Here is a 23,684-nt window from a genome sequence, read left to right on the forward strand (position 1 = left end):
TAACGAACATGAAGGAGAACTCGTCCATGAAAAAACCAATCTCTACCGATCAGGCGCCAGGCGCCATTGGTCCATACAGTCAAGCCGTTGATGCAGGCGATTTCATCTACACGTCCGGACAGCTTGGCCTGAATCCCCAAACGGGAGAATTCGGTGCAGATGTACAGGAGCAGACACGTCTGTCCCTGAGCAATGTGAAGGCTATTCTTGAAGCAGCAGGCACAAGCATGGATAAAATCGTGAAAACGACGGTGTTCCTGAAGGACATGAATGACTTTGTTCCTGTGAATGAAGTGTACAGCACGTTCTTTGAACAGCCATATCCTGCACGCAGTGCAGTGGAAGTGGCACGTTTGCCAAAAGACGCACTGGTGGAGATTGAAGTTATTGCCCTGAAATAGGACAGTCCTCATTCACGCCGGTACATATAAAAAGCCGATTTCAGGTCGAATGAAAATGACCAGAATCGGCTTTTTGCTTTATGTTTTTGCGTTAGAATGGCAGTCGCTCAATCGCGATCCTGATTACGGGCGAAGAACAGCCATATCGCGTAGATTGCCAGTACGATCGCAATGATGATTGCCGTATAATATACGGAAGTGACATCCTTTTGTTTAAGGGCGATGGCGATGTACGCCCACGTGAATACCAGTGGATATACACTATCCCGATAACGGAAGCTAACGAGTACAGCCAGCACCATTCCCACAATGAGCATAATGATCGTCCAGGTCGGTTCGCTGAGACCAAAACCATCCCAGCCGATTTTATATAACAGCACAGCAGTATTGATGATCGTAGCCACGCTAACCCATCCCAGATAGATGCTGAATGGCAGCTTCACAAGCCAGATCTCAGCAGTGGTCGGAACAGTAATGGTACGTGTTTTTACATACAACACGATCAGAGACAACAGAAGCAGTACAATAATCAGTAAAGCGAGACCGATCTGCAAGTTTTGAAAAGCGAAAATCCAGGCTACGTTAAAGGCACAGCTTGCCAGGAACCAATACCCGAGACGAGTGATGGAGTTCCTTTTCCACGAAGCAGGCACGAACTGATAGATCACAAAGCCTGCAAGCAGCAAGTAGATCAAACCCCATATAGCAAAGGCATAGCCAGAAGGTGTGAGTAGCACAGGGTACATATCCGATACTTCCTTGTTGGTTCTGCCCCCGATCGGCAGAGCGTTGGAAAGATAGTTCACGATAATTACAGCGATAAAACCAATCGCGTTTAACCACTTGTACGGATTGTTACGTGACATGGTGTTTCCTCCTTGGTTTGACGAATGAATGAACCACGGGTCAGTCTACAATAAATATACCCAGTTCTTGCACATTCTAATAACAGCCGCAAAAAATTCACAAGTTGATCTTACGGATCCTTGTGCTCTGACGTTATGCTGGAACGGCACTCTGTCCCAATGTACGCGAAACGGAGCAGAAATATGTCCATGCTCAGGATGTCCCATTTAGAAGTGGAGGAAGAGAATGCTTACACGAGAAACGATGGAGAGACAGCAAACCTGGTTCTATGTCATTGCACTATTATTAGGAGCAGTGATAGGGCTGAGTTTACCGGCATGGGGGAATGTTTTACACTACACTGTGTCCCCTGTACTTGCTGTTCTGTTATATAGCATGTTTGTACAGATTCCTTTTTTACAGTTAAAAGAGTCCTGGTCGAATCTTCGATTCATGGGCGCGTTACTGGCGGCTAATTTTATCGTTGTACCTGTAGTCGTATGGTTGCTTACACTGGCCTTTCCGCAATCACCAGGCGTTCTGATCGGAGTGTATCTGGTACTGTTAACCCCCTGTATTGATTACGTCATTGTGTTCACACAGCTCGGCAGGGGCAATGAGAAACTGATGCTGGCCGCAACCCCCCTTTTATTTGTTATACAAATGATCCTGTTGCCGTTTTACTTATGGGTTTTGATGGGTGCTGAGGTGGCGCAGGTCATGCAGATAGGGCCGTTCGTGGAGGCTTTTCTGTTCCTGATTGTTATTCCACTGTTGCTCGCTGTCGTTACACAGGTTCTCTCCAGAGGTAAAGTGAGCGGTGAGCGGGTCATGAATGCGACGGCGTGGCTGCCGGTTCCGATGATGGCACTCGCGCTGATCGTGGTTGTCGCTTCCCAGATCGGTAAAGTCTACAATGATATGGCGATCATCGTGAATGTGATCCCGATCTATGTTGCTTTTCTAATCATTATGCCTTGGATATCTCGGCTTATTGCTACTTGGTTTGGATTGAATCCAGGCGCAGGACGAGCGTTGATATTCAGTTCAGCTACACGGAATTCGCTGGTCGTTCTGCCACTGGCCCTGGCACTCCCGCCGGAATGGGCAACCATGGCTGCTGCTGTTATTGTTACACAGACGATGGTGGAGCTTGCAGGGGAGTTAATCTACATTCGTCTTGTCCCCGCGGTGATCTTACGGGATCGGTGAGCAGAAAGAGCGAAACCGTCGTTATGAAATAAGTGATTCTCTGTTAAAAGTAAAATACAAAAGAGTACTCCCGACTGGTCATAGGGGAGTACTCTTTTTAACTCAAATAAATTTTGAACCGGTACCCGTTAAGTACCTGCCTCCAATAATGTTTTACGATATTCCGCTGGCGTGATGCCCTCCATTTTTTTGAACACTTTGCTGAAATACTTTTCATCCTGGAATCCAACCATCTCCGCAATTTTGGCGACTCGCAGGGAGGGGTTTTGCAGTAGCAGCTTCGCGTTATTGATTCGCAATTTGCCGAGATATTCCGACCAGTTCAGGCCAAATTGCTGTTTGAATTTTCGGGAAATATACTCCCGGCTCAGATAGAAACGCGCGGCAATCTGCTGCAAGGACAGGTCCTCCTGATAATGGGCGTCCATATATCGTGCAATCTCACTCATGGGATCAGGATTGGCGTGGTGATGCGCGGTGAGCGCTTTTCCTGCGGCAAGCAGTCGTTGCTCCAACAAGGAACGAAGCAGGGGATAGGATAACAACCCATCAGCGTCAAATGGTAACTCGGCAAAGGGAATAGACTGTTCCTCCGTCACTTCTTCCTCTTTGAATGACGAACCTGCCGTATCATCAAGCCAGCGGCTCAGCATCCATTCCAGCTCATCGATCCATTGCTGGATCTGCTCGGCACTGACAACCTCAAGATCAGTAATTGGGTCAAGCCATTCGGCAACGGCAGCAGATACACTGGAAGCCCGCAAGCTCATGGCTGCCATCCGCATAGGTTCTTCATAGGCGGTCAAGCGCCTGATTTTATTCCCATTGGATGATTCCAGGGAAGCATGAATTCGCTGTTTGGTATGCACAGCATTGCGTCGCCACAGCCTTGAACTTGCCTCCATATAGGCTGCTGAGATGCCGCCAGGATATGAGTCACAGGTGGAGATGCCGAAATGAAGCTGGCGCTGAATCGTCTGCTCCAATCCATGATTGACCTTGTCCAGAATAGGCTGCAATGAAGTGGGGGGACCCCAATGCAGCAGAACGATCTCATCGGGCTGATCCAACTGGCGAAACATGACGCCTTCGTCTGGGGTGGATAACATCTCAGCGCAGATATTGAGCACCGAGAACACAAGCAAGTCGGGTTGACTGCGATACTTTGCCAGACAACCTGCATCCAGATGGGACAGGCTGGTGACAGCGACGCTACAGACAGGGATTATACCCGGGAGATACAACTCATCCTGCAATCGCTGCAGATGAGAGGGGCCATTGCCTCTTCCGACGGCAAGTTCGGTTAACAGACGATCCTGATAGTGGGGACGCATTCGATTAACGACAATGGATTGTCTGGTGGATTGCAACCGAACAGCATCCTCCTCTTCCCAAGCTGTAACGGCCTTCAATAGAGATGCATTCAGCTCATCTGCTTCCACAGGTTTTAGCAGGTAGTCCATACCACCGTGCCGGATGGCATGCCTCACGAGTTCAAAATCATCATATCCGCTAATAACCAGCACCTTGCTGTGTGGGGTATGAACGGATATCCATTCGAGCAACGCCATACCGTCCTTGCCTGGCATACGCATGTCACTGAGAATGATTTGAGGTTGATGTGCCGTGATGGAGGCAATGGCTTCATCCCCGTCTGCCGCTTCAATTATTGTATCAATACCAAAGTCTTTCCAATGACCAAGCAACCTTATGGCATCGCGGACATGTTTTTCATCATCTACAAGCAGTGCCTTCATGTTGTTCACTCTCCCGCGTATAGTATAACCCTGATCTTCACACCATTGGGTTCCCGATTGCTGACCTCAAGTCTGGCTGAGTGACCGGGATGTGAGTTCAATTGAAGTCTGCGCATCACATTTCGTAGACCAATGGACTCGGACTCATCGGATTCTTGCGTGGCTAACCCGGTTGATATGTGATTTGGATGGAGCCATCCCCGAATCTCCAGTAATTTATCTTCTGGTATGGAGGGTCCGTTATTATTCAGTTCGATTTCAATCCAATGATCATTGATCCGACGGCTGGATAGAGAGATGTGACCTTTACCTGGCTGAATATCTGCCCCATGTTTAAAATAGTTCTCAATTAAAGGTTGTAACGTCATTCTTGGCATTTCGACAGACAGGGTATCTTCGGCAAAATCCAAATCCACCTCAAGGCGGTCACCGAACCGCTCCTGCTGAAGTTCCAGATATAACCGGGCATGCTCTGCTTCCTCGCGTAAGGTCACGCCGGTCTGATCCCGCATGCTGTAGCGCAGCATTTTGGATAGGGAAGAAAGTAGTGTATACGCCCGTTGTCCTTGCTGTTGAAGGGCAAGTGTACCGATGGATTGCAATGTATTATACAGAAAATGCGGATGAATTTGCGCTTGCAACGCTTTAAGTTGATTTGTCTTATTGGCAATTTCAAGTCGATATTCCCGCAAAATAAGATTATTTACTGTATCCATCATATCCCGGAAATGACGAGCAAGCACCCCGAATTCATCTCGGCTGGATAGGTGGATATCCACATGCAGACGCCCGGCTTGGATCTGGTTCATATACCGCATGAGCTGCTTGAGCGGACCGGTGATTCGGATGGAGATGAACAAGGTTGCGACAATGACCAATACAAGTGCAGCGATGGCAATCATTGCGTTATTCCACGTGAGTGTGGTCGCTCTGGCGTATAACGTCTCATTCGGAATCTGTTTGACGATGGTCCAGTCCGCGTAAGTGCTGCCAAGCTGCTGGTACACATACATGGAACGATCCTGTTCAAAATGTCCTGCGACATTCTGGGCTGTACCCGCGTTATTTCGTGCCATATTCAGCTCACTAGCTGTTTCCTCTCGCAGTGCATCGGTATAATTGACCTCGGAACGTCCTTGGTAGATGATCTGATTCTGACCATCTACAACATAGATCTGTTCCTTAGCCGGATCATACAGTCTGCCGCAGATGGCTGCAATGGTATTCATATTCAGATCAATGGCGAGAACACCCAGACGCTCGGTGGACGGAATATCCTTGATTACCCGATGCAAGGTAATGACTGTTCTTGCAGGATCATCAGGGGAGGCAGCCTTGAATCCGTACGTGTGACTCATATGTGCCGATTCCACCCAAATGTCCGGGCTGTCACCGCCTGTTTTTCCATGGAGCGAGCCGGAATAGGCCTGTTTGCGTTCCTCCCGCTTCGGAAAGGGATTCGTAATTAAGGTGGATTGATTGGCAGCAAAAGAGTGCAAATACAGCTGAAAAACATCCGGCACAGCCGCACGGATGGTCTGCAAAGTAGTGTACACTTCAGCCACTGCACGATAATCACCAGGAATCTTCGCCAAGTTACGCAGGAAGTTTGGGTCGTTATACACAGCAAGCGACGCTCTGGCCACGTTATCCACATAGTTATTGAGATTCGTGGACGCTTGGTAGATCAGGCGTTTGTTCTCTTCAACAGCCTGTTCCCGCAGGGCAGTTTTGGTCTGGATAAATGTCATGCTGATCGACGCAAGCAGCGGAAGCGTGGTAGCGATGAGCATAAAGGCAATCAATTTGGTGCGTATACTGTAGTATTTGGACATCGGTCCACCCCTTCTGGTTGCAGGTTAAAGATAGGACAATATTTTACCCCCAACTGTTCACGAGGGTCGGTGTTTCCCTCAGCGATATTGGAGTTTAATAGAGAAAGAGACCAATTTCATCCATCTATAGAAGGGGAGAACGATATGAAGCATCGCAAATCTTCACAGCTGTTACAGCAGCTCGTGTTCGTGGGTCCCTCCATCGTGTTTTTTATTCTCATCATCGTGGTCCCTTTCCTGCTTGGCATGGTGTACTCCTTCACGGATTGGAACGGGGTATCCGAGAACATTAATTGGGTAGGGTTCGATAACTTCGTACATGTTTTTGCGAATGATCCCAAGTTCCAAACGGCGTTTTGGTTTACGGTGCGCTTCACCGTGGTTGGTGTGGTACTAACCAATGTAATTGGCTTTTTCCTGGCCTATTTCCTGACCAAACCGCTCAAGACGAGAAACATTCTGCGTACGATCTTTTTCATGCCTAACGTGATCGGTGGGTTGTTGCTCGGCTTTATCTGGCAGTTCATATTTGTGAAAGGGTTTTCAGCAGTAGGCGATGTAACAGGCTGGTCCTTCTTCAACCTTCCTTGGCTGGGAGACGAACCAACCGCCTTCTGGGGAATCGTGATTGTGTTTGTATGGCAGACCGCAGGATATCTGATGGTTATCTACATCTCATCTCTGACGAATGTATCCCCTGATCTGCTGGAAGCTGCCGAGATTGATGGCGCAAGTCGCTGGCAGGTACTGCGGAGCATCATTCTTCCGCTCATTATGCCAGGTGTAACAATCTGTCTGTTCCTGGCGATCTCCTGGTCGTTCAAAATGTTCGATCTCAATCTGTCGCTGACCAAAGGTGGACCATTCGGATCAACAGAGTCGGTTGCACTCAATATTTACAATGAAGCCTTTGTGAACAACAGATATGGCATCGGAACGGCCAAAGCACTCGTGTTCTTCGTAATCGTTGCCATCATCACCATGATTCAGGTACGTCTGACGAAGAGCAAGGAGGTAGAAGCCTAATGGAGACGACGAAAAATTACCGCTTTAGTACCATTCTAACCGAGATTATCATGGTACTCATTGGACTTTTATTCCTGGTTCCGTTTTACTTCCTGTTTGTGAACTCGGTTAAAACCTTCGGTGACCTGCTCACTAATTCGGCTGCATGGCCGGAGGTATTCCAATGGGGCAACTATGCGAACGCCTGGGAGAAAATTAACTTCCCGTCCGCGCTGATGAACTCGCTTATCGTTACCGTAGTCAGCAATCTGTTGCTAGTGCTGATCAGTTCCATGGCCGCGTACCGAATGGTTCGCAGCGATACCCGGTTCAACCGGATTTTGTTCGGCATGTTCATTGCCGCCATGGTGATTCCGTTCCAGTCTATCATGATTCCACTTGTTACGGTAACCAGTAATCTCGGGCTAATCGATAGCCTTGGGGGACTTATCATCTGTTATCTCGGTTTCGGGGCACCGATGTCTGTCTTCCTGTTCCACGGATTCGTGAAATCCGTCCCACTGGAGATTGAGGAAGCGGCTCGGGTGGATGGAAGTTCTGCCTACGGGGTGTTCTTCCGAATCGTATTTCCACTGATGAAACCGATGTATGTAACCGTCATCATTCTGAACACACTCTGGATCTGGAATGACTATCTACTCCCGTCCCTGATCCTGCAAAGCTCGAACCTGCGTACGATCCCGATTGCGACCTTTGCACTCTTCGGGCAATATACGAAGCAATGGGATCTGGCCTTGCCGGCCCTTGTGCTGGGCATCATGCCGATTATCATCTTCTTCCTGCTGATGCAGAAGTATATCATTCAGGGGATTACTGCTGGATCAGTTAAAGGGTGAGTGCGAGGGCAGGGTCGCCGGCGGGCTCAAGTTGCGCTTTCGGTCGCTGTTGCTCCTCGGTGGCCAGAATGTATTAGGGCAAGGAAGCCACCGAGTTTCAAAGGCGAACGCTCCGCTCCTGCAACGCATTCTTGATCCCTTTGCTCCCACCTCGCATGGAGGTGTGCAAGGGAAGTCATGCCCGCTTAGCTTGGGCATGACTTCTGGGGAAGAGAGTAATAAAGAAAAGAGCTCCTTCAAGAGATGACCAAGAAAGAAAAGATTTAAAGACCATATTGGTAAGACAGAGAAGGAGCGAGGGCAGGGTCGCCGGCGGGCTCAAGTTGCGCTTTCGGTCGCTGTTGCTCCTCGGTGGCCAGAATGTATTAGGGCAAGGAAGCCACCGAGTTTCAAAGGCGAACGCTCCGCTCCTGCAACGCATTCTTGATCCCTTTGCTCCCACCTCGCATGGAGGTGTGCAAAGGGAAGTCATGCCCGCTTAGCTTGGGCATGACTCCTAGGGGAGAGAGAGTAATAAAGAGAAATGACCAAGAAAGAAGCGTGTATAGCCAGGAACTTTTTGTACAGAGTGATGGTATGCTCCTTTTTCAAAGCGCTAACGAATCCACCGCATCTTAATAGGTGGATAATCAAGGAATACAAACTTTAACGAATCTCAGGAACGTTATTCAGGTGAAAAACGGCGTCAGAGCCTTAAAATTCGACCAAATCGACGAAATAACGTCGCTGTGATTCGTTAGAATGTGAGCCTGTGCAAATAGGTGCGAATAACGTGCGCTCGGTTCGTTAGAATGAAAACACGCTTCAGGGGAAGGTTATTCTGTCATCGGAGTGCCAGTGTAAATATGCATTAGTGGAACTGTTATACTGAAACTACTATAGGGAGAGTGTATGTATGAAAAGAATGACGAAGTTGACGTTGCTTATGCTGATTGCTTTTTCGGTAATGCTCGCGGGATGTGGCAATGGGGACAAGAGTGGCAGTCCGGTCAACACGGATGCTCAAGGTGGTAGCGAAGCTGCTGCCGGGGACAAAACTATTAAAATCTTCCAATTCAAAGTTGAGATTGCGGAAGCGCTTAATCGTCTCAAAGCGGAGTACGAATCCTCACATCCAGGCGTTAAACTGGACATTCAAACCGTAGGTGGTGGTAGTGATTACGGTGCTGCATTGAAAGCCAAGTTTGCCGCAGGCGAACAACCGGACATTTTCAACGTAGGTGGATATCGTGAACTGGATACATGGCTTGAATATCTGGAAGATCTGTCTGGAGAATCATGGGCCAAAGATGCGCTCGAAGTAGCTAAAGAGCCAATGACCAAAGACGGCAAGCTCTATGGACAGCCGCTCGCGCTGGAGGGTTACGGTTTCATTTATAACAAAGACCTCTTCCAAAAAGCGGGTATTACCGAAATTCCAACGACACTGGAACAGTTGGATCAAGCTGCACAGAAACTTCAAGCCGCAGGCATTACCCCGTTCTCGAACGGATATCAGGAGTGGTGGGTGCTGGGCAATCATAACGTAAACGTGGCATTTGCCAATCAGGCAGATCCGGTGAAATTCATTCAGGGATTGAATGAAAGCACGGAGAAAATTCCTGGCAATCAGGTGTTCAACGACTGGATTAACTTGCTCGACTTAACGCTGAAATATAGCAATAAAAACCCGCTGACAACCGACTACAATACGCAAGTTACGTTGTTTGCAAGTGGAGAAGCCGCGATGATGCAGCAAGGGAACTGGACTCAAGTACAGATCGATGGAATTGATCCCGATCTGAATCTGGGTATCCTGCCAATGCCAATTAACAATGAACCCAATGACAAATTGTTTGTCGGCGTACCGAACTACTGGGTGGTAAATAAGAATTCCCAAGTGAAACCGGAAGCAAAAGAATTCCTGGAGTGGCTCGTAACTTCGGACATCGGGAAACAATACATGACGAAAGAATTCAAGTTCATTCCGGCGTTCAGTTCCATCACGGCATCCGAGGAAGATCTGGGTGACCTCGCCACAGAGATCATGAAGTATAGCCAGGAAAATAAAACCCTCAGCTGGAACTTCAACCGTTTCCCTGAAGGCGTTCCACAAGAGTATGGCAGCACGATTCAGGCTTACGTTGCAGGCAAATCGGATAAAGCCGGATTGCTTGATGCATTACAACAGAACTGGGATAGTCTGAAAAAATAACAGGTCCCATCCACTCGATTAATAAATGTGGGAATAAGAAAAAAACATAAAAAAGGTGACTCCGGATGAATTGGAGTCACCTTTTTTGATGTGAAAATTCCCAGTTAAAAAGTGCAAATATGAAGTAACAGATCGACTAATACAGATGGTGGAGGTGTTTGTATGATGTCTACAACCTGTTGTTAGTACACAACGTGGCAACAAATAGCCGAATTTTAAATATTTGTAATTTTTAGATTGACAGTTCCATGTTATATCCATATTATAGAAAAATATAACAGATAGTTAAGAATTTTGAATTGGAGGTGAAGTTCTTTATGAGAGATATTGTATTTCTGTGTGACAAGCGAATGAACACCAAAACGGGGTTTCTCGAAGCGTTGTCCAACATATCGGATACAACCAACATTTTGTTGGTAGAGCAGGGATATGAACAATTTTATTCTTTACCAGAAGGGTTGTTTAGTGCTGTGTTCGAAGTGGAGGATATTACTCGGATTGATCAGGTGGAAGAGGTTTTTGAGCGCATTTTGGATGAATATGATGTGGAGCGCGTCATTGCCCCGACCGAAAATGTGGTGGAGACTGGTGGGTATCTCAGATCACGTTTTGGCATACCTGGTATTCAAAAGAATCAGGCCGAGACGGTTCGGAACAAATGGATCATGAAGGAAACATTGCGGCAGGCGGGAATCCACACGTCACAGACGCGTATTGCGTCCAATGCAGTACAGATCAGAAAGATTGTCGCAGGCATTGGTTTTCCCATCATTATCAAACCGATTAGCGGCTGGGCGACGATCATGACGTACAAGCTCAATAATCAAGAGGAGCTTGAGAAGTATATCAGCCAATCCTGGAATCGGGAATCAGTGCTCATTGAGGAATTCATTACGGGTAGGGAGTTCCATATTGATTCGATCGTTTCAGAAGGTGAGCTTGTATTTTCCTCCGTCTCTGAATATTTGTTTAATTGTCTTGAGATTGTCCAGAATGATCGCCCTTCCGGCACGATCTGTTATCCCGCTACACACATTATGAATATGTGGAACGGATGCAGTCGTTCAATGAAGAGATCATACGGACACTCGGAATACGTAACAGTGTGTTCCATGCAGAGGTATTCCTTCTGCCGAATGGGGAGATCTGCTTTGGAGAGATTGGAGCACGCATTGGAGGCATTGTCATCATTCCGCCTATGGTGTTGAATTCCCATCAGGTGAACTTGTTTGATGCAGCCATTCAAACAGAACTTGGAATATATGAAGCTCCAGCCTTGGTTAATACAGGCAAGTACACAGGTGCGGTTAACTTCCCATCTGCTGTAGGCAAGATCGAAAGTATCTCATCCGCAGAAGATTTCAAATCGATGGAAGGACTCATTGATATTCGAATTAACTATACATCGGGTCAGTCCATTTCAGGTGGTCGAGATACGATGTCTCGATCCGGATATGCCATTGTGGAAGGTCCAGATATCGAATTCGTTAGAAAACAACTTCTAGAACTACATGACAAGTTTGTCCTGGTTCACCAATAAAACCATTCTAGGAGGGCTTTGGGTTGTTGCTAGATAACGCTGATGTGAAGAGACTGGGTAGTCATGATTGGAGAAAGCAGGAATTTGAGCATTTTGAGAAGGACATGACTGGTGATAATCCACGGTTTCCCTGCATATTTGGTTCCATGGGACTTAACCGTAATGAGCTACGTTTCTCCTTTTTTGATGATGTGAATGACCATTCCATAGAAGAACTGGGAAAGGCATTGAGAGAATACGTGGAACAGGCAAGGAGCTTTGGAAACTACACCTCCATGGTCACGTTCTTTAATATTGATAAGGATCTATCCATCGATGAATATCAGCATACATTTTGGTCCATCCTGACCCGGCTGCACACCATTGACTTGAAAGAATGGCCAGAGTTCATACCGAATGAAGAGAAGGATCCCTTGTGGGAATTTTGCTTTCATGGGGAACCCATTTTTGTCGTTTGTAACACACCAGCACATGAGGTCAGAAGGAGCAGACGTGCCAATACATACATGATTACCTTTCAACCCCGATGGGTCTTTGATTCGATTGGCTTGGGAACACCAAAAGGAGATAAATCCAAGGATTTGGTGCGAAGCTTGCTTCGGCAATACGATGCAATTGATCCATTCCCTCATCTAGGGATCTATGGGGATCCGAATAATCGAGAGTGGCTGCAATATTTTATTCCAGATACCAACGAAGTTTCCGCTACAGCGCAATGCCCATTTCATCATATGAGGAGGAATACTATGAGTTCAGTTCAATATATCAAAGGGTCTGACGTAACACTTGAAGAAGCTGTAATGCAATTGCTGCCTGTAACCGGTTCGGTAGAGGTACAAAGAGATACACCATTCAGGGAGCACAAATCCCATACCCATCCTACAGACGAAACACTTTTGATTATAAATGGAGATATTACCTTCTTTACTGAAGAAGGAGAACTGCATTGCACGCCTGGTGACCGCATTCTGCTTCCAGCTAATACGGTGCATTCCTCCAAAGCCGGGGAGAATGGAACGTTGTACATTATCGCTTTGGAGTTTGTGGAGCAGCCGAAAGAAGAGGTTCTGGCATGACTCGTTCCTCCGTTGGTTTGCTTATGAGAAAAGGTTTTTCTCTGCACGGGGATCATATTGAAGCTCTGGGGAGAATTTTCGAAGAGGTCCATTTATGGACCTCTGTTTCTGGATATGAACAAGATCCGCGCTTTCGGTCTGTTCAGCATATTCCCAAGTACGAGAATGTGGAAGAAATGATCTTGCAGGCTAGACAATTAGGCGTTCCGTTTTTCATTACCTGGCAGGAAACGGATATTGTACTGAATGCGAGACTGAATGAAGGGCTGGGAAGACAGGATATTCCTGTCCAAGCGGCCGAAATTGCCAGAGACAAGTCCAGACAGCGTCAGTTCTTGAAACAGGAGGACGTGGCCTGTCCTGAATTTTATGCTGTAAATACGTTGGATGAGGCTGTTTCAGCGGCGGCAAGTGTAGGCTATCCGGTTATTATTAAACCCACACTGGCCGCATCCAGCAGCCATGTTGCGCTCGTTCATTCGTATCCCGAATTGAAGGAGGCCTTCGATAGTATCTCGCAACTTGCCATTTCGCAATCGGGGCTATATTTTGACGAGGAATGTCCTGCAATAGCGCTGATTGAAGAGTTCCTGCCCGGGGAAGAGATTACGCTGGATGGCGTAGTTGTGAATGGACGGTTTTATCTGGGCGGAGTCCATAACAAGCTCAGAATGCCAGGTCCTTACTTTGAAGAGGACGAATATACGCTACCTTTTCAGGGAGAATCCAATGTGGAACAAGAACTTTGCGAGATGGCTCAGCAAATATGCACAGGTCTGAAACTTGTAAATGGGCTGTTTAACGTTGAAGCCAGGCAGAACGCCAACGATGAGTATAAAGTGGTGGAGTTCAGCTGCCGTATCAGTGGTGGGCATGTCTATCGTAATATTCGCGATGTGTACGGCACAGATCTGGTGACCGCCCATGCTTGTGGTCTTCAGGGGAGGAGAAGTTGGCTGCCCATTTTGCGAAAAGAACGGCTCCCAAGTGCGCAACCTGTATCAAGTTTGTGTACCGTGATGGCAAGGTGTTGAATAATGCCAGCGGTGAGGCAGCAGACGATGTGAGGTACCGGGCGTATTATCCGGTTGCTGCCAAAGGTAGAGTGGTCCATTCTGCTCCGAAGGGATTCGATATTACAGGTCTGCTGTCTGTACGTACCAAATATCAGGGTCCTGAGGACATCGAATCGGTAAAACAAGCCGCAAGATTGCTGGAACAAAAGCTGGATTTGCAAGTTGCTGAGGTGAGACAGCTTCAATGATACAGACTATTTTATTCATCCTCTTCCTGTCCATTACCTTATGTGGAGATACCATTCTAAACATTACCCTGATCTGGTCGGTACTGGAGCAGGGTGGGTCGATTACTCATCTGAGTATTATTATTACGATCATGAGTTTGGTACCTATTTTATTGCAGAAGTATAGCTTTTTTCTTAAAACTGCACTTAAAGAACGACCCTTGCTAATTTTCAGCTTAGCGCGCATCCTGGGTATTGTATTTCTGCTTGTGTTTTTAATTCAATTTGCCGGCAATACCAATGTGTATGGTTTATATCTGATTGGTGGCGTATTCTCCGTAATTCTGTTTTTGACCAATCAGAGCCTGGAAATCTACATGTCCCAGATGGTGTTGGATGGAAAAATAAAATCACACAAGGCCTCGCATGACTTGCAGACGGCAATTCAAATTGGTGCATTTGGAGGAAGTGCGGTAACTGGAGTTTTGCTCAGTATAGGCGGACTGCCAATGATCTCAACGGTACTGATGGTGACGCTGGCTGTGGGGATGATGGCTCCATGGCTCATTCCAATTCTGTCCCGATCCGGTCAGGCTGAGCAGAACGTACAGAAAGAAAAAACGGAGGCTCCGCAGATTACCTACTCCGATGCTGTGCGAAAAAAGTACTGAACATGACCATATTGGCGGTGGTTGTATTAACCGTGCAATTGGGAGCAATCAATTTTATCGTACCGATTTTGTTCCATGACATCTACAATTGGGATTCATCCCGTTACGGGGCTATCGGAGCTGCGATGGGGCTTGGGGCCTTTCTTGCAACGCTGATTCGTAAGTGGGAACACCGAATTCCAATGTATCTATTTATACTGATCGGTGTTATTGATATCATCATTGGCACGGTACAGGTGTTTGCGGTGTCGTTAATCTGTGGATTTATGCTTGGGTTTGTGTTTAATCGGACTCGTATTATGCAAAGATCAGTCATGTTTGATAACTTGCGCAGCCGCGAAGAGACCATGAAGTGGTCGGGAAGATCAACGTTTGCCACTCAATTTACAAGATCGGTTGTCCCGCTGGTACTGGCACTACCGCTGTCCCTTATGGGGCAGGAGAACACAGGCGTACTGTTAGGAACAATCGGTGTTACGGTGACGATCATCCTGTTTGTCGCCATAAGGCTGGAGAACAGATTGCCACTTCAAGGCACCGATCCGATGATTGCCGGAGACAGTAAACCTTCGATTTGAAGCAGGTAACAGTTGTTAAAGGTTGGGAAATGAATTGTACGAAAGGTCAGCCAGATACGTTCTGGTTGGCCTTTTTTGATGGTTCAACCGGAGGAGGTGTGGATAACCCAAAAGCAGTTAACGATCTCATGATGGATTTAACACAGAGTTAATACCATATGTGGATATCCTCTGTGTATAACACGCTACATGTGGACAAGTATGGATGAGTTTGTGCGGAAGCAGTTCTATTGTTAACAGAAATACTTGTTTTCAATTGATTAGTACTGTATAGTTCTAAATATGACAAATCAAAAAATGAACACGGGACCTGCCAAATCCAAGAGTTCCAATCCGGTGAACCGGACCAAGGCAGTTGAAGTGGCTGCACAATTGTTTCTGCGTCAGGGGTACAGTTATGTCAGCATGGATGAGGTCGTAAGAGTAAGTGGGGTATCCAAGTCCAATATCTATTATCACTTTAAAAACAAGGAGGAATTGCTTCAGGCCGTGGTACAATACTGGATTGCCCAGTATGAGTCGGAGCTGTATCTGCTGCTCAGTCAGCGTGAGCGAGGAGTGGAGGAGCGCATCTATTCATTTATGGCAATGCTGTCGGCAGGTATTGAGGGCCGGAATTACGAAGGGAGCTGTCCTTTTGTCACGTTATATATGCAGACACCTGACAGTGCATCCCAAGTGAAGGAGAGCATATCCAGATTCTTTCGTGAGCTTAGACCTATGGTTGAGAAGCTGTTTCAGCAAGGTTTGGATCGTGGTGAATTTCGCAAAGAAATCGAGCCGGGACCGGCTGCGTTGTTGTTTATTGCAGCATTGGAAGGTTCACTAATCCTTGCGGGAACTGCGCGTGATGTAGGCATTATTGAACAATCAGCACGTACGTTTTGTCAGATGCTTCGGTAAACGAAGCTTTTTTTGAATAAAACTAGTACTATATAGTACTAAAAGGAGCGATAACGGAATGGACGTACATAAGATCCAAGTATCCACTAAAGATAACTTAGCTTCAAAATCCAACAAAAATTCATCAGGTATTGAGCGCGTCTGATATGGAACCAACAATTATTTTCATGACAGGCAGCACCGGTTTTATCGGCAAAGAAACGGTCAAACAACTCGCGCAGGGAGACGCACAATTGCTCTTGCTGGTTCGATCAGAACAGCGTGCCAGAACGGTGTTGAAGGCTTATGGAGTGAAGGATTTCACCAGAATCATCTTTATTACTGGTGATTTATCCATCTCGGGTCTTGGACTTGCCGCAGTGGACCGGGAACGTGTTGTTGAAGCGAATGTAATCATTCATGCCGGGGGAACGATGGACGTTACCCTGGAACGAAAGGTAGCTGAGCAGATATTCATGAACGGGGCGAGAGAAGTGGCCCAGCTTGCACAAGAAATTCACGGTACCCGGACTGAGACACTTTATCCACGTGGTTGGTTTCATGAGTCCCTATGGACAGCGGAACGAACAGGGAGGTTATCTTCAGGTCGACCATGTGGGTGATCAGGAAAGTGCATATGAAGAGATGAAATTTCATGCCGATCTTCTTATTCGTGAACATGCGGAAGAGCATAACTATCCCTTATCCGTTGTGAATCCGAGTACTGTGGTTGGACCGCGCCCGACTGGGGAAACGGAGCAAACGGGTGGGATTGGGCTGCTCATTCAGGCGATTCAAAAGCGACTTATGCCCGTAGTGCCGGGAGGTTCATCCTATTGGTTACCCCTGGTGGAGAATGATATTGTTGCACGAACGCTTGTTTTTCTATCCAAGGAAGCAGACCCGGCAGGTGGAACCTATCCACTATTGGCACGCAAGGAAGACAGTCCCAATATGAAGGAACTACTACATCTTCTGGCACATGAATTGGATGTACCCAAACCCAAAGGAGCTGTACCACTGCCTTGGATTCAATGGGCAATGAAATCAGGGGGCACTCGCCTCACTGGTGTTCCAGCGGAGTCGGTTGCTTTTATTACCAACAGGTCATTCCCGGTCGAGGAGACGGAGGCGCTGTTCACACGTATGGGGCAATCCTGGCCGGACATCAGGGAACAGCTTCCGTTGGTTACAGCAGATCTGGACTACCGTCTTCGGTATACCCCGTTACCTGAGGAGGTTCCGGCAGATTATATCCGGTCACGGAGTGGGAATATGGCTATGATCGGTTGGGAGGGTGAAGGAGAGCCGTGGATTATTGTGCATGGTCTGCTTCAATCTGCCGATGAGATGTTGCCTTTGGGAGAACAGCTTTGGAAAGAGACAGGTAACCCGGTTTGGTTAATGGATCTGGCAGGATTCGGACGATCCCCTGTACATCAGGTAGATGAAGCGTTTGAAGGTCAGGTGGGTACACTACTCAAGGCGCTTGATGAGTTTGAGGGTCCTGTGAAGCTGGTGGGTCATTCGATAGGCGCAGCTATCGTGGCTGCCGCACAGTTGCGTAGTGGGCGGACAGACATTCGACTGGGATTGCTTCAGCCAGTTGCCAATAATTCGAATCCGAATGTGCTAAGATGGATTTCCCGTTTGCCAAGAGGTGTGATGCGGTCTTTGCTTCGTCTTCGATCGGAGAAGAGTTGGGAGCGAATGTTCAGTGTATATATCAGTGGGGAAGACAAAAAGGGTATGGACCATATGATAGCCAAAAGGATACGCTCCAGTCTCCAATCCCCCCGAATTGCGGGGGCAAATGCAGATTTGTTGCGGTGGATCCACTCCGGCAAGCGGGGAAGAGTCAGTTCATTTTCCTGGATGAAAGAGTGGGCTGATGATCACACCAACCATACTTTAGTCGTATGGGGCAAGGAAGATCGGGAATATCACTATCCACAGGATATGAACTCACAGGTCAAACGCATAGATGTGCCCTACGGACATTACTTTCCGACATTTCAGTATAAGGAGACAGCTGCAATCCTCGCCGAATGGGCCGATACCTTGAAGTGAGTTCAGATTTGGCCATGCAGGAATCTCTGGTCGATTGTCGAAAGGGGTCAAGTCGAGTTGTGAAGAGCTGAAACCTAGACAGGAGAGATGAATATATGAGCAAGCAACGTGTAGAAATCAGTAAAAAGGTGCTAACGGAGTGTCTGGGATTACGCAGTGGAGAAAATCTGGTGGTTGTCGCAGACGATATGAAACGGGATTTGGCCGAATCCATCTATGAGGCAGGAAAAGCACTTGGCACGGAGTCGGTCCTGCTAATTATGGAGGAACGCAGCAGATCAGGAGAAGAGCCGCCTGCACCGATTGCAGAGGCCATGATTCGGGCAGATGTAGCGGTGTGTGTAACTCGATATTCATTAACGCATACCCAGGCACGCAAACAAGCCGCTGCTTCAGGGACCCGAGTGGCAACGATGCCCGGCATGACAGAGGATATGTTCATGAATGGAGCCATTACAGCTGAGTATTCGCAAGTGAAGGCGTTGACCGAGAAGGTGACGGCTCTGTTAACCGCAGGTCGCCATGTGCGAATAGAGAAGCAGGGTCATAGTCTTTCCTTTTCTATAGAGAATCGTAACGGTGTACCAAGTACAGGCATGTATTTGAACCCCGGTGAATCGGGTAACTTGCCTTCAGGAGAAGCTTATATTGCTCCCGTTGAGGGTAAGGGCGAGGGTAGTATTGTTGTAGATGGTTCCGTTGCTGGAATTGGGGCACTCCGCGAACCGATGTTATTAACCGTCAAGGAAGGGCGATTGGTGTCAGCTGAAGGACCAGACGGGGCTCAATTACTGGACACCCTTGGAGATGGCGATGGTCGCTTTCTCGGCGAATTCGGCATTGGGACCAATAACAAGGCACGAATCACGGGTGTAGTGCTGGAAGATGAGAAGGTGTATGGCACGATCCATGTCGCCTTTGGCAGCAATAACACATTCGGGGGAACGATTGCGGCGGGTGTACATATTGATGCTGTTGTGCAAAAGCCGGACGTGTACATCGATGACAAGCTGATCATGCGGCAGGGTGAATTGGTGGAATAACTGAATAACTGCGTATCTGTACTGAAGGGATTTGAGCATGTCCACAACGTGTCCACAGTAATGGATAAACTGGAGTGGAAATTCAGATTTTACGTCAGATTTACAAACAAATACACAACATGTCCACATTAAAATAATGAATATCCACATGAAACGCTAAACATATCCACAGCATGTGTGCAATATGTGCACAACTTATCCACAAAACAGGTATAACTCCTGTTTTCATTCGATAAAACAGTCGTTTTGAAGTGAAAAAACAAGTTATCCACAGGAATATCGTGTTTTTGTTCCAAGTATTTGAAAACATAGAAACAGATCCATAATATATGGGGATAAAAAAGGCCAAAGATCAGCTTAATGCCGACTCTTTGGTTTTTTTGAATATAAAATAATAAATCGAATGTCAGGTTACTTACGCTCAATTTTGAAACGACGGATTTCCACCCTCTCATCAAAACTGTAATACAACGCCTGTTGAAGTTGGCGAAATTGATCTGAAGCCTAAACATTTGATCAAAAATAACCGATACACCAAAGTAACATCTAATGAGACGAAAGTAGTCTGATTATACGGAATGAGAGGGTATGGGGATAACTATGGATGAGGGAATGCAATATATTAATTTTTCGGTAGGAGACCAGATCTTTGCCCTACGCATTGATGAAGTTCATGAGATCATCAGAATGGTGCAGGTGACTACGGTCCCGTTTGGAAGTCCGGAGATCAGAGGTTTTGCTTCGCTGTACGGTAAGGTCGTTTCAGTAGTGAGTCTTCGTGTATTGTTAGGCATGCCGGACCAGGAGGATACCTCTTCTACACGTATTATTGTGGTGCCTTACAAAGGAGGATTCGTACCTCTGATCGTCGATATGGTTGATTCTGTTGTAAGTTACGATCGTTTCGAAGAACCTGCTGAGGAGCACCGCCGTTTCATGCTTGGCGTTTTTGACAAAATCGGGTTCTGTGCAGATCATCGTGCAGGCATTTTGAACCTGGATGTATTGCTGGGCAGCTTGATCAGATCATCGTAAGATAATGATCCGTAATTCTTTCAATACTCAGTATTATCCTTGGATTGACCCAAATGTTCCTCATCCGCTTTTCGGGAGAAGGGACATTTTTTTATGCCGATAACGATTGAAATAACCACTTTTTGTGGGCAAAGGTTTTTAAATCCGATCATTTTCGTATATGATGGAGAGTAACAATGCGAAGGGATGACGGGAGACTTTAATGATGCAATCGCTGTATGGAGTATGGCTTGGTGACGTATTTTTTTTTTTCCGGTGAAACATCGGAACCGCGTGTGGATGCATGGAGCCACGTGGTAAGACGGTTGAATTTTGGCGACGGGGGTCGTCTGTTTCAGCCTGCCGCTCTGCGTCTCGCGGAGCTGCGCTGGCCGAATCCGCTGAGGAACACGGCTGAAGCCAAGAACACGAAGCGCCGTCAACTGTTGGGGCGCACATTGGAAGGGTTGGCCGTCTCGCCTAAGGATGCTTTTAGATTGCTGCTGCAATGGGATGACCGTTTGTTTAATGCAGCCGGAATTCAGGTTGGAGAAGAGATGCGTTACTGGATCAAAGCGGCGCAGTTCACACAGGAGCTGCTGTTGCGGGGAGCCATTGCTCCATCAGCTGAATTCGCAGCAAAGACCGGAGCACGGCGACGGACCGGGCAAGAGACATTGACAGGTGTATGGCGGCCGCGCTTGCAGTCTGAGGATGATATTGAACGCTTCCGTGATCTGGCTGAAGCGATGCCTCCAATTGGGCTTTCTGCTCCTGGAGCTTATGCTTCATTGGAACCGGAAACGCGTGAAGAAGCAGGAGCTGCGGTATTATTTTCATTCATGAGTGGCATGATTCATGCTGTAGTAACAAGTGAACTGGAGGGCATGGACAGTGAACTGTCCCGTTACCGCACGCCATATCGACGCGGCTCTTCACCAGTAGCCGAACTTTGGTGGAACAGTCTGATCTCGATGTTCCGTCCAGTGACGGTGCAAGGGCCAACGGATGATATGACAGCATTTATTCATACGCTGCAAGAAGTTGGTGGAACGTCGATGCCGATCGTCGGCGCAGAAGAGATGGCGCCTGCTGAAGGCCAATTGAAGCTGGCGCTCCGTCTGGAGCCTCCACTTGGCGAACATGAAACCGTATGGGGAGTCAGCTTTTGGGTGGACAGTGAGCAGGAACCAAGCTTGAGGCTGCCTGCGCGGACCATCTGGGCCCATCCGGAGCGAGATCTGGACCGGGGGAAAGTGTTATATACTTCGGCGGCAGAGCAGTTATTGATGGCGCTCGGTCAAGCAGCAGAATTGGCACCTGAACTGGAGACGGCGTTGCTTACTGCTCGTCCGGAGGGAATTAAGCTGGAACAGCAGGGTTTCTTTGAATTTCTAACGCATGCGGTTCCGCGTTTGCAGAAGGCTGGCATAACCGTTCTCATGCCTTCAAAGTGGAGTCGTGCCGGAAAACGCCGTGCAGGACTTCGTTTGCAGATGTTGAATCGGGGAACAGAGCGGTTGCCTGGAGCCACATCGGCACTGGGCATGGAACAATTGGTTGCATTCAAAGCAGAGCCCATGCTGGATGGCAAGCCCGTAACGGCAGAGGAACTGGCAGCTTTGGCTGAATCCACAGTTCCCTACGTCATGTTCCGCGGTGAGTGGATTGAAGTGGATACAAAAGAGATTCGCCAAGTCCTGCGTTATATGAAAAAAGAAGAAGAACAATATATGCCTCTCTCCGAATGGCTGCATCTGGCTGCGGATGAAGGGGAGGATTCCGCGTGGAAGGGTCTTTCCGTCTTTGGCGCCGAATCCGATGGGATGCTTGCTTTTCTGCTTGATGGACAGGTGCTTCGCAGCATTGAACCTCGTCAGGTTCCGGCAGAATTGCACGGTGAACTAAGACCTTACCAGGAACGAGGTTTCCAATGGTTATCCGCGATGCGTGATCTGGGCTTTGGCGTATGTCTTGCGGATGATATGGGACTTGGGAAGACCATTCAGGTCATTACCTGTCTGCTGGATCGCAAACACGAAGAACGCCAGGCCGCTGCAGAGGAAGCACGTGAGTATGAAATGCTGGATGGATCCGATGATTCTTTCCCGGCGGATCAGCTTGCGAATGAGCAGCCTGATCATTTGCCTGCACTTATTGTGTGTCCTACCTCGTTGCTTGGAAACTGGCAGCGTGAACTGAAGCGGTTTGCCCCGGATCTGTCGCTATATATTCATCATGGCGGACAACGGTTGCACGGGAATGAGTTTCAGTCTGAAGCACAGACGCATGACATTGTACTGACGACCTATCATCTGGCAGGCAGAGATGGCCCGGATCTGGCTTCATTGCACTGGTCCACCATTGTGCTGGATGAGGCACAATATATTAAGAATTACCGTACCAAACAAGCGCAAAGCGTGATGCGCCTGTCTACACTTCATCGTATTGCGATGACGGGAACGCCTGTAGAGAACCGATTGAGCGAACTTTGGTCGATTTTCCAGTTTCTCAATCCGGGATATCTGGGCACAGCTTCATCGTTCCGCCAGCGGTATACGGGACTGGGGCCATCCGAAGAAAATGCAGCCTCCTTGCGTGAACTCCATCGACTGGTATCTCCATTCATGCTGCGCAGGCTGAAAAGTGATCCGGATATTCGCAAGGATCTGCCAGAGAAGCTTGAACTGAAATCCTACTGTTCTCTGACGCCGGAGCAGACAGTGCTGTACCAGCGTGTGGTGGATGATTTGATGGGTGGTCTGGACGGCAGAAATGGCATTGCACGGAAGGGGATTGTACTGTCCTCCCTGACCAAGCTCAAGCAGATCTGTGATCATCCGGTGCTGGCGGACAGCAATCGGAAAGATCATGGCAAGGCAGAGGCATCCGGTAAGATGGAACGATTGCTTGAACTGCTGGACGCCATCCGTGATAACGGGGAATCGGCCCTGATATTCACTCAGTATGTTGCTATGGGAGATCTGTTGGTGTCGAGGTTGAAACAGCGATATGAGGAAGAACCGTATTTCCTACATGGTGGGGTGTCGAAGGCGCAAAGGGATCAGATGGTGGAGACTTTCCAAAAAGGAGAGGGTCCGTCCATGTTTGTCCTGTCTCTTCGTGCCGGAGGTGTAGGTCTGAATCTGACACGGGCGAGTCATGTCGTTCACTATGACCGGTGGTGGAATCCTGCGGTTGAAAATCAGGCGACGGACCGTGTATTCCGAATCGGGCAGAATCGCAACGTGCAAGTGCATAAGCTGATCTGTCAGGGAACACTGGAAGAACGGATTGATGAGCTGATAGAGAGCAAGAAGGCACTTTCCGAACAGGTCGTTGGTTCAGGTGAGAATTGGCTGACCGAGATGTCGGATGATGAGCTGCGTGGCCTGATATCTCTTCAGGGCGAGACGTGGCTGTGACCTTGATCATTCAGGGGAATATAGATGTTGAGAAA

The 23,684-nt window shown here is 47.8% G+C and carries 20 protein-coding genes and 1 pseudogene; 18 read left to right on the forward strand and 3 right to left on the reverse strand.

Annotated features, from left to right (window positions below):
- The first annotated feature begins 26 nt into the window (after window positions 1-26).
- Complete coding sequence (locus MKX40_RS02785; RefSeq protein WP_017690870.1) at window positions 27-401, forward strand: RidA family protein; 375 nt, start codon at window positions 27-29, stop codon at window positions 399-401.
- A 107-nt stretch (window positions 402-508) separates the two neighbouring features.
- Here the strand turns inward: MKX40_RS02785 and MKX40_RS02790 are convergent, their stop codons facing one another.
- Entirely contained in the window at window positions 509-1,267 is a 759-nt protein-coding gene (locus MKX40_RS02790) for a tryptophan-rich sensory protein (protein ID WP_339239327.1), read from the reverse strand.
- 226 nt (window positions 1,268-1,493) lie between these two features.
- Here MKX40_RS02790 and MKX40_RS02795 point away from each other — a divergent pair, with 226 nt between their 5' ends.
- Window positions 1,494-2,459 (forward strand): arsenic resistance protein, encoded by a 966-nt coding sequence (locus tag MKX40_RS02795; protein WP_339239328.1) that lies wholly within the window; start codon window positions 1,494-1,496, stop codon window positions 2,457-2,459.
- 128 nt (window positions 2,460-2,587) lie between these two features.
- Here MKX40_RS02795 and MKX40_RS02800 read toward each other — a convergent pair whose 3' ends face one another.
- Both MKX40_RS02800 and MKX40_RS02805 read right to left on the reverse strand, forming a co-directional pair.
- On the reverse strand, window positions 2,588-4,216 hold the full coding sequence (locus MKX40_RS02800) for a response regulator (RefSeq protein ID WP_339239330.1): 1,629 nt from the start codon (window positions 4,214-4,216) through the stop codon (window positions 2,588-2,590).
- A gap of 5 nt (window positions 4,217-4,221) precedes the next feature.
- Window positions 4,222-6,051, reverse strand: a complete 1,830-nt coding sequence (locus MKX40_RS02805) for a sensor histidine kinase (protein WP_339239331.1) — start codon at window positions 6,049-6,051, stop codon at window positions 4,222-4,224.
- 144 nt (window positions 6,052-6,195) lie between these two features.
- Between MKX40_RS02805 and MKX40_RS02810 the strand changes: the two genes are divergently transcribed.
- The 16 genes and pseudogenes from MKX40_RS02810 (at window position 6,196) to MKX40_RS02885 (ending at window position 23,649) form a co-directional block, all read left to right on the forward strand.
- Window positions 6,196-7,077, forward strand: a complete 882-nt coding sequence (locus MKX40_RS02810; protein WP_036607341.1) for a sugar ABC transporter permease — start codon at window positions 6,196-6,198, stop codon at window positions 7,075-7,077.
- Window positions 7,077-7,913, forward strand: coding sequence for a carbohydrate ABC transporter permease (locus MKX40_RS02815; RefSeq protein ID WP_253429649.1), 837 nt, complete (start codon window positions 7,077-7,079; stop codon window positions 7,911-7,913). The genes MKX40_RS02810 and MKX40_RS02815 overlap by 1 nt, the downstream gene beginning before the upstream one ends.
- A gap of 895 nt (window positions 7,914-8,808) precedes the next feature.
- Complete coding sequence (locus MKX40_RS02820) at window positions 8,809-10,107, forward strand: ABC transporter substrate-binding protein (protein ID WP_339239333.1); 1,299 nt, start codon at window positions 8,809-8,811, stop codon at window positions 10,105-10,107.
- A 317-nt stretch (window positions 10,108-10,424) separates the two neighbouring features.
- Window positions 10,425-11,315, forward strand: a complete 891-nt coding sequence (locus MKX40_RS02825) for an ATP-grasp domain-containing protein (protein ID WP_339239335.1) — start codon at window positions 10,425-10,427, stop codon at window positions 11,313-11,315.
- 11 nt (window positions 11,316-11,326) lie between these two features.
- Entirely contained in the window at window positions 11,327-11,647 is a 321-nt protein-coding gene (locus tag MKX40_RS02830; RefSeq protein ID WP_339239336.1) for a hypothetical protein, read from the forward strand.
- Window positions 11,648-11,670: 23 nt separating this feature from the next.
- Entirely contained in the window at window positions 11,671-12,723 is a 1,053-nt protein-coding gene (locus MKX40_RS02835) for a YqcI/YcgG family protein (protein WP_339239337.1), read from the forward strand.
- Window positions 12,720-13,757, forward strand: coding sequence for an ATP-grasp domain-containing protein (locus tag MKX40_RS02840; protein ID WP_339239338.1), 1,038 nt, complete (start codon window positions 12,720-12,722; stop codon window positions 13,755-13,757). Before MKX40_RS02835 ends, MKX40_RS02840 begins: the two co-directional genes overlap by 4 nt.
- On the forward strand, window positions 13,754-13,987 hold the full coding sequence (locus MKX40_RS02845) for a hypothetical protein (protein WP_339239339.1): 234 nt from the start codon (window positions 13,754-13,756) through the stop codon (window positions 13,985-13,987). Before MKX40_RS02840 ends, MKX40_RS02845 begins: the two co-directional genes overlap by 4 nt.
- Window positions 13,984-14,637, forward strand: coding sequence for a hypothetical protein (locus tag MKX40_RS02850; RefSeq protein WP_339239340.1), 654 nt, complete (start codon window positions 13,984-13,986; stop codon window positions 14,635-14,637). Before MKX40_RS02845 ends, MKX40_RS02850 begins: the two co-directional genes overlap by 4 nt.
- Before the next feature lie 2 nt (window positions 14,638-14,639).
- Window positions 14,640-15,215: a hypothetical protein gene (locus MKX40_RS02855; protein ID WP_339239342.1), complete on the forward strand. Its 576-nt coding sequence runs from the start codon at window positions 14,640-14,642 to the stop codon at window positions 15,213-15,215.
- 336 nt (window positions 15,216-15,551) lie between these two features.
- Complete coding sequence (locus MKX40_RS02860) at window positions 15,552-16,118, forward strand: TetR/AcrR family transcriptional regulator (protein WP_253442354.1); 567 nt, start codon at window positions 15,552-15,554, stop codon at window positions 16,116-16,118.
- 146 nt (window positions 16,119-16,264) lie between these two features.
- Window positions 16,265-16,720: an SDR family oxidoreductase gene (locus MKX40_RS02865; RefSeq protein ID WP_339239343.1), complete on the forward strand. Its 456-nt coding sequence runs from the start codon at window positions 16,265-16,267 to the stop codon at window positions 16,718-16,720.
- Window positions 16,659-18,167: an alpha/beta fold hydrolase gene (locus MKX40_RS02870; RefSeq protein WP_339239344.1), complete on the forward strand. Its 1,509-nt coding sequence runs from the start codon at window positions 16,659-16,661 to the stop codon at window positions 18,165-18,167. The genes MKX40_RS02865 and MKX40_RS02870 overlap by 62 nt, the downstream gene beginning before the upstream one ends.
- A gap of 95 nt (window positions 18,168-18,262) precedes the next feature.
- On the forward strand, window positions 18,263-19,210 hold the full coding sequence (locus MKX40_RS02875) for an aminopeptidase (RefSeq protein ID WP_339239345.1): 948 nt from the start codon (window positions 18,263-18,265) through the stop codon (window positions 19,208-19,210).
- A 612-nt stretch (window positions 19,211-19,822) separates the two neighbouring features.
- The gene (locus MKX40_RS02880; RefSeq protein WP_339239346.1) at window positions 19,823-20,245 is read left to right on the forward strand and encodes a chemotaxis protein CheW; all 423 of its coding nucleotides are present in this window, start codon (window positions 19,823-19,825) and stop codon (window positions 20,243-20,245) included.
- Between the two features lie 202 nt (window positions 20,246-20,447).
- A pseudogene (locus MKX40_RS02885) lies at window positions 20,448-23,649 on the forward strand (DEAD/DEAH box helicase).
- The last annotated feature ends 35 nt before the right edge of the window (window positions 23,650-23,684 follow it).

The sequence above is a fragment of the Paenibacillus sp. FSL R5-0517 genome, assembly GCF_037974355.1.
Classification (GTDB): domain Bacteria; phylum Bacillota; class Bacilli; order Paenibacillales; family Paenibacillaceae; genus Paenibacillus.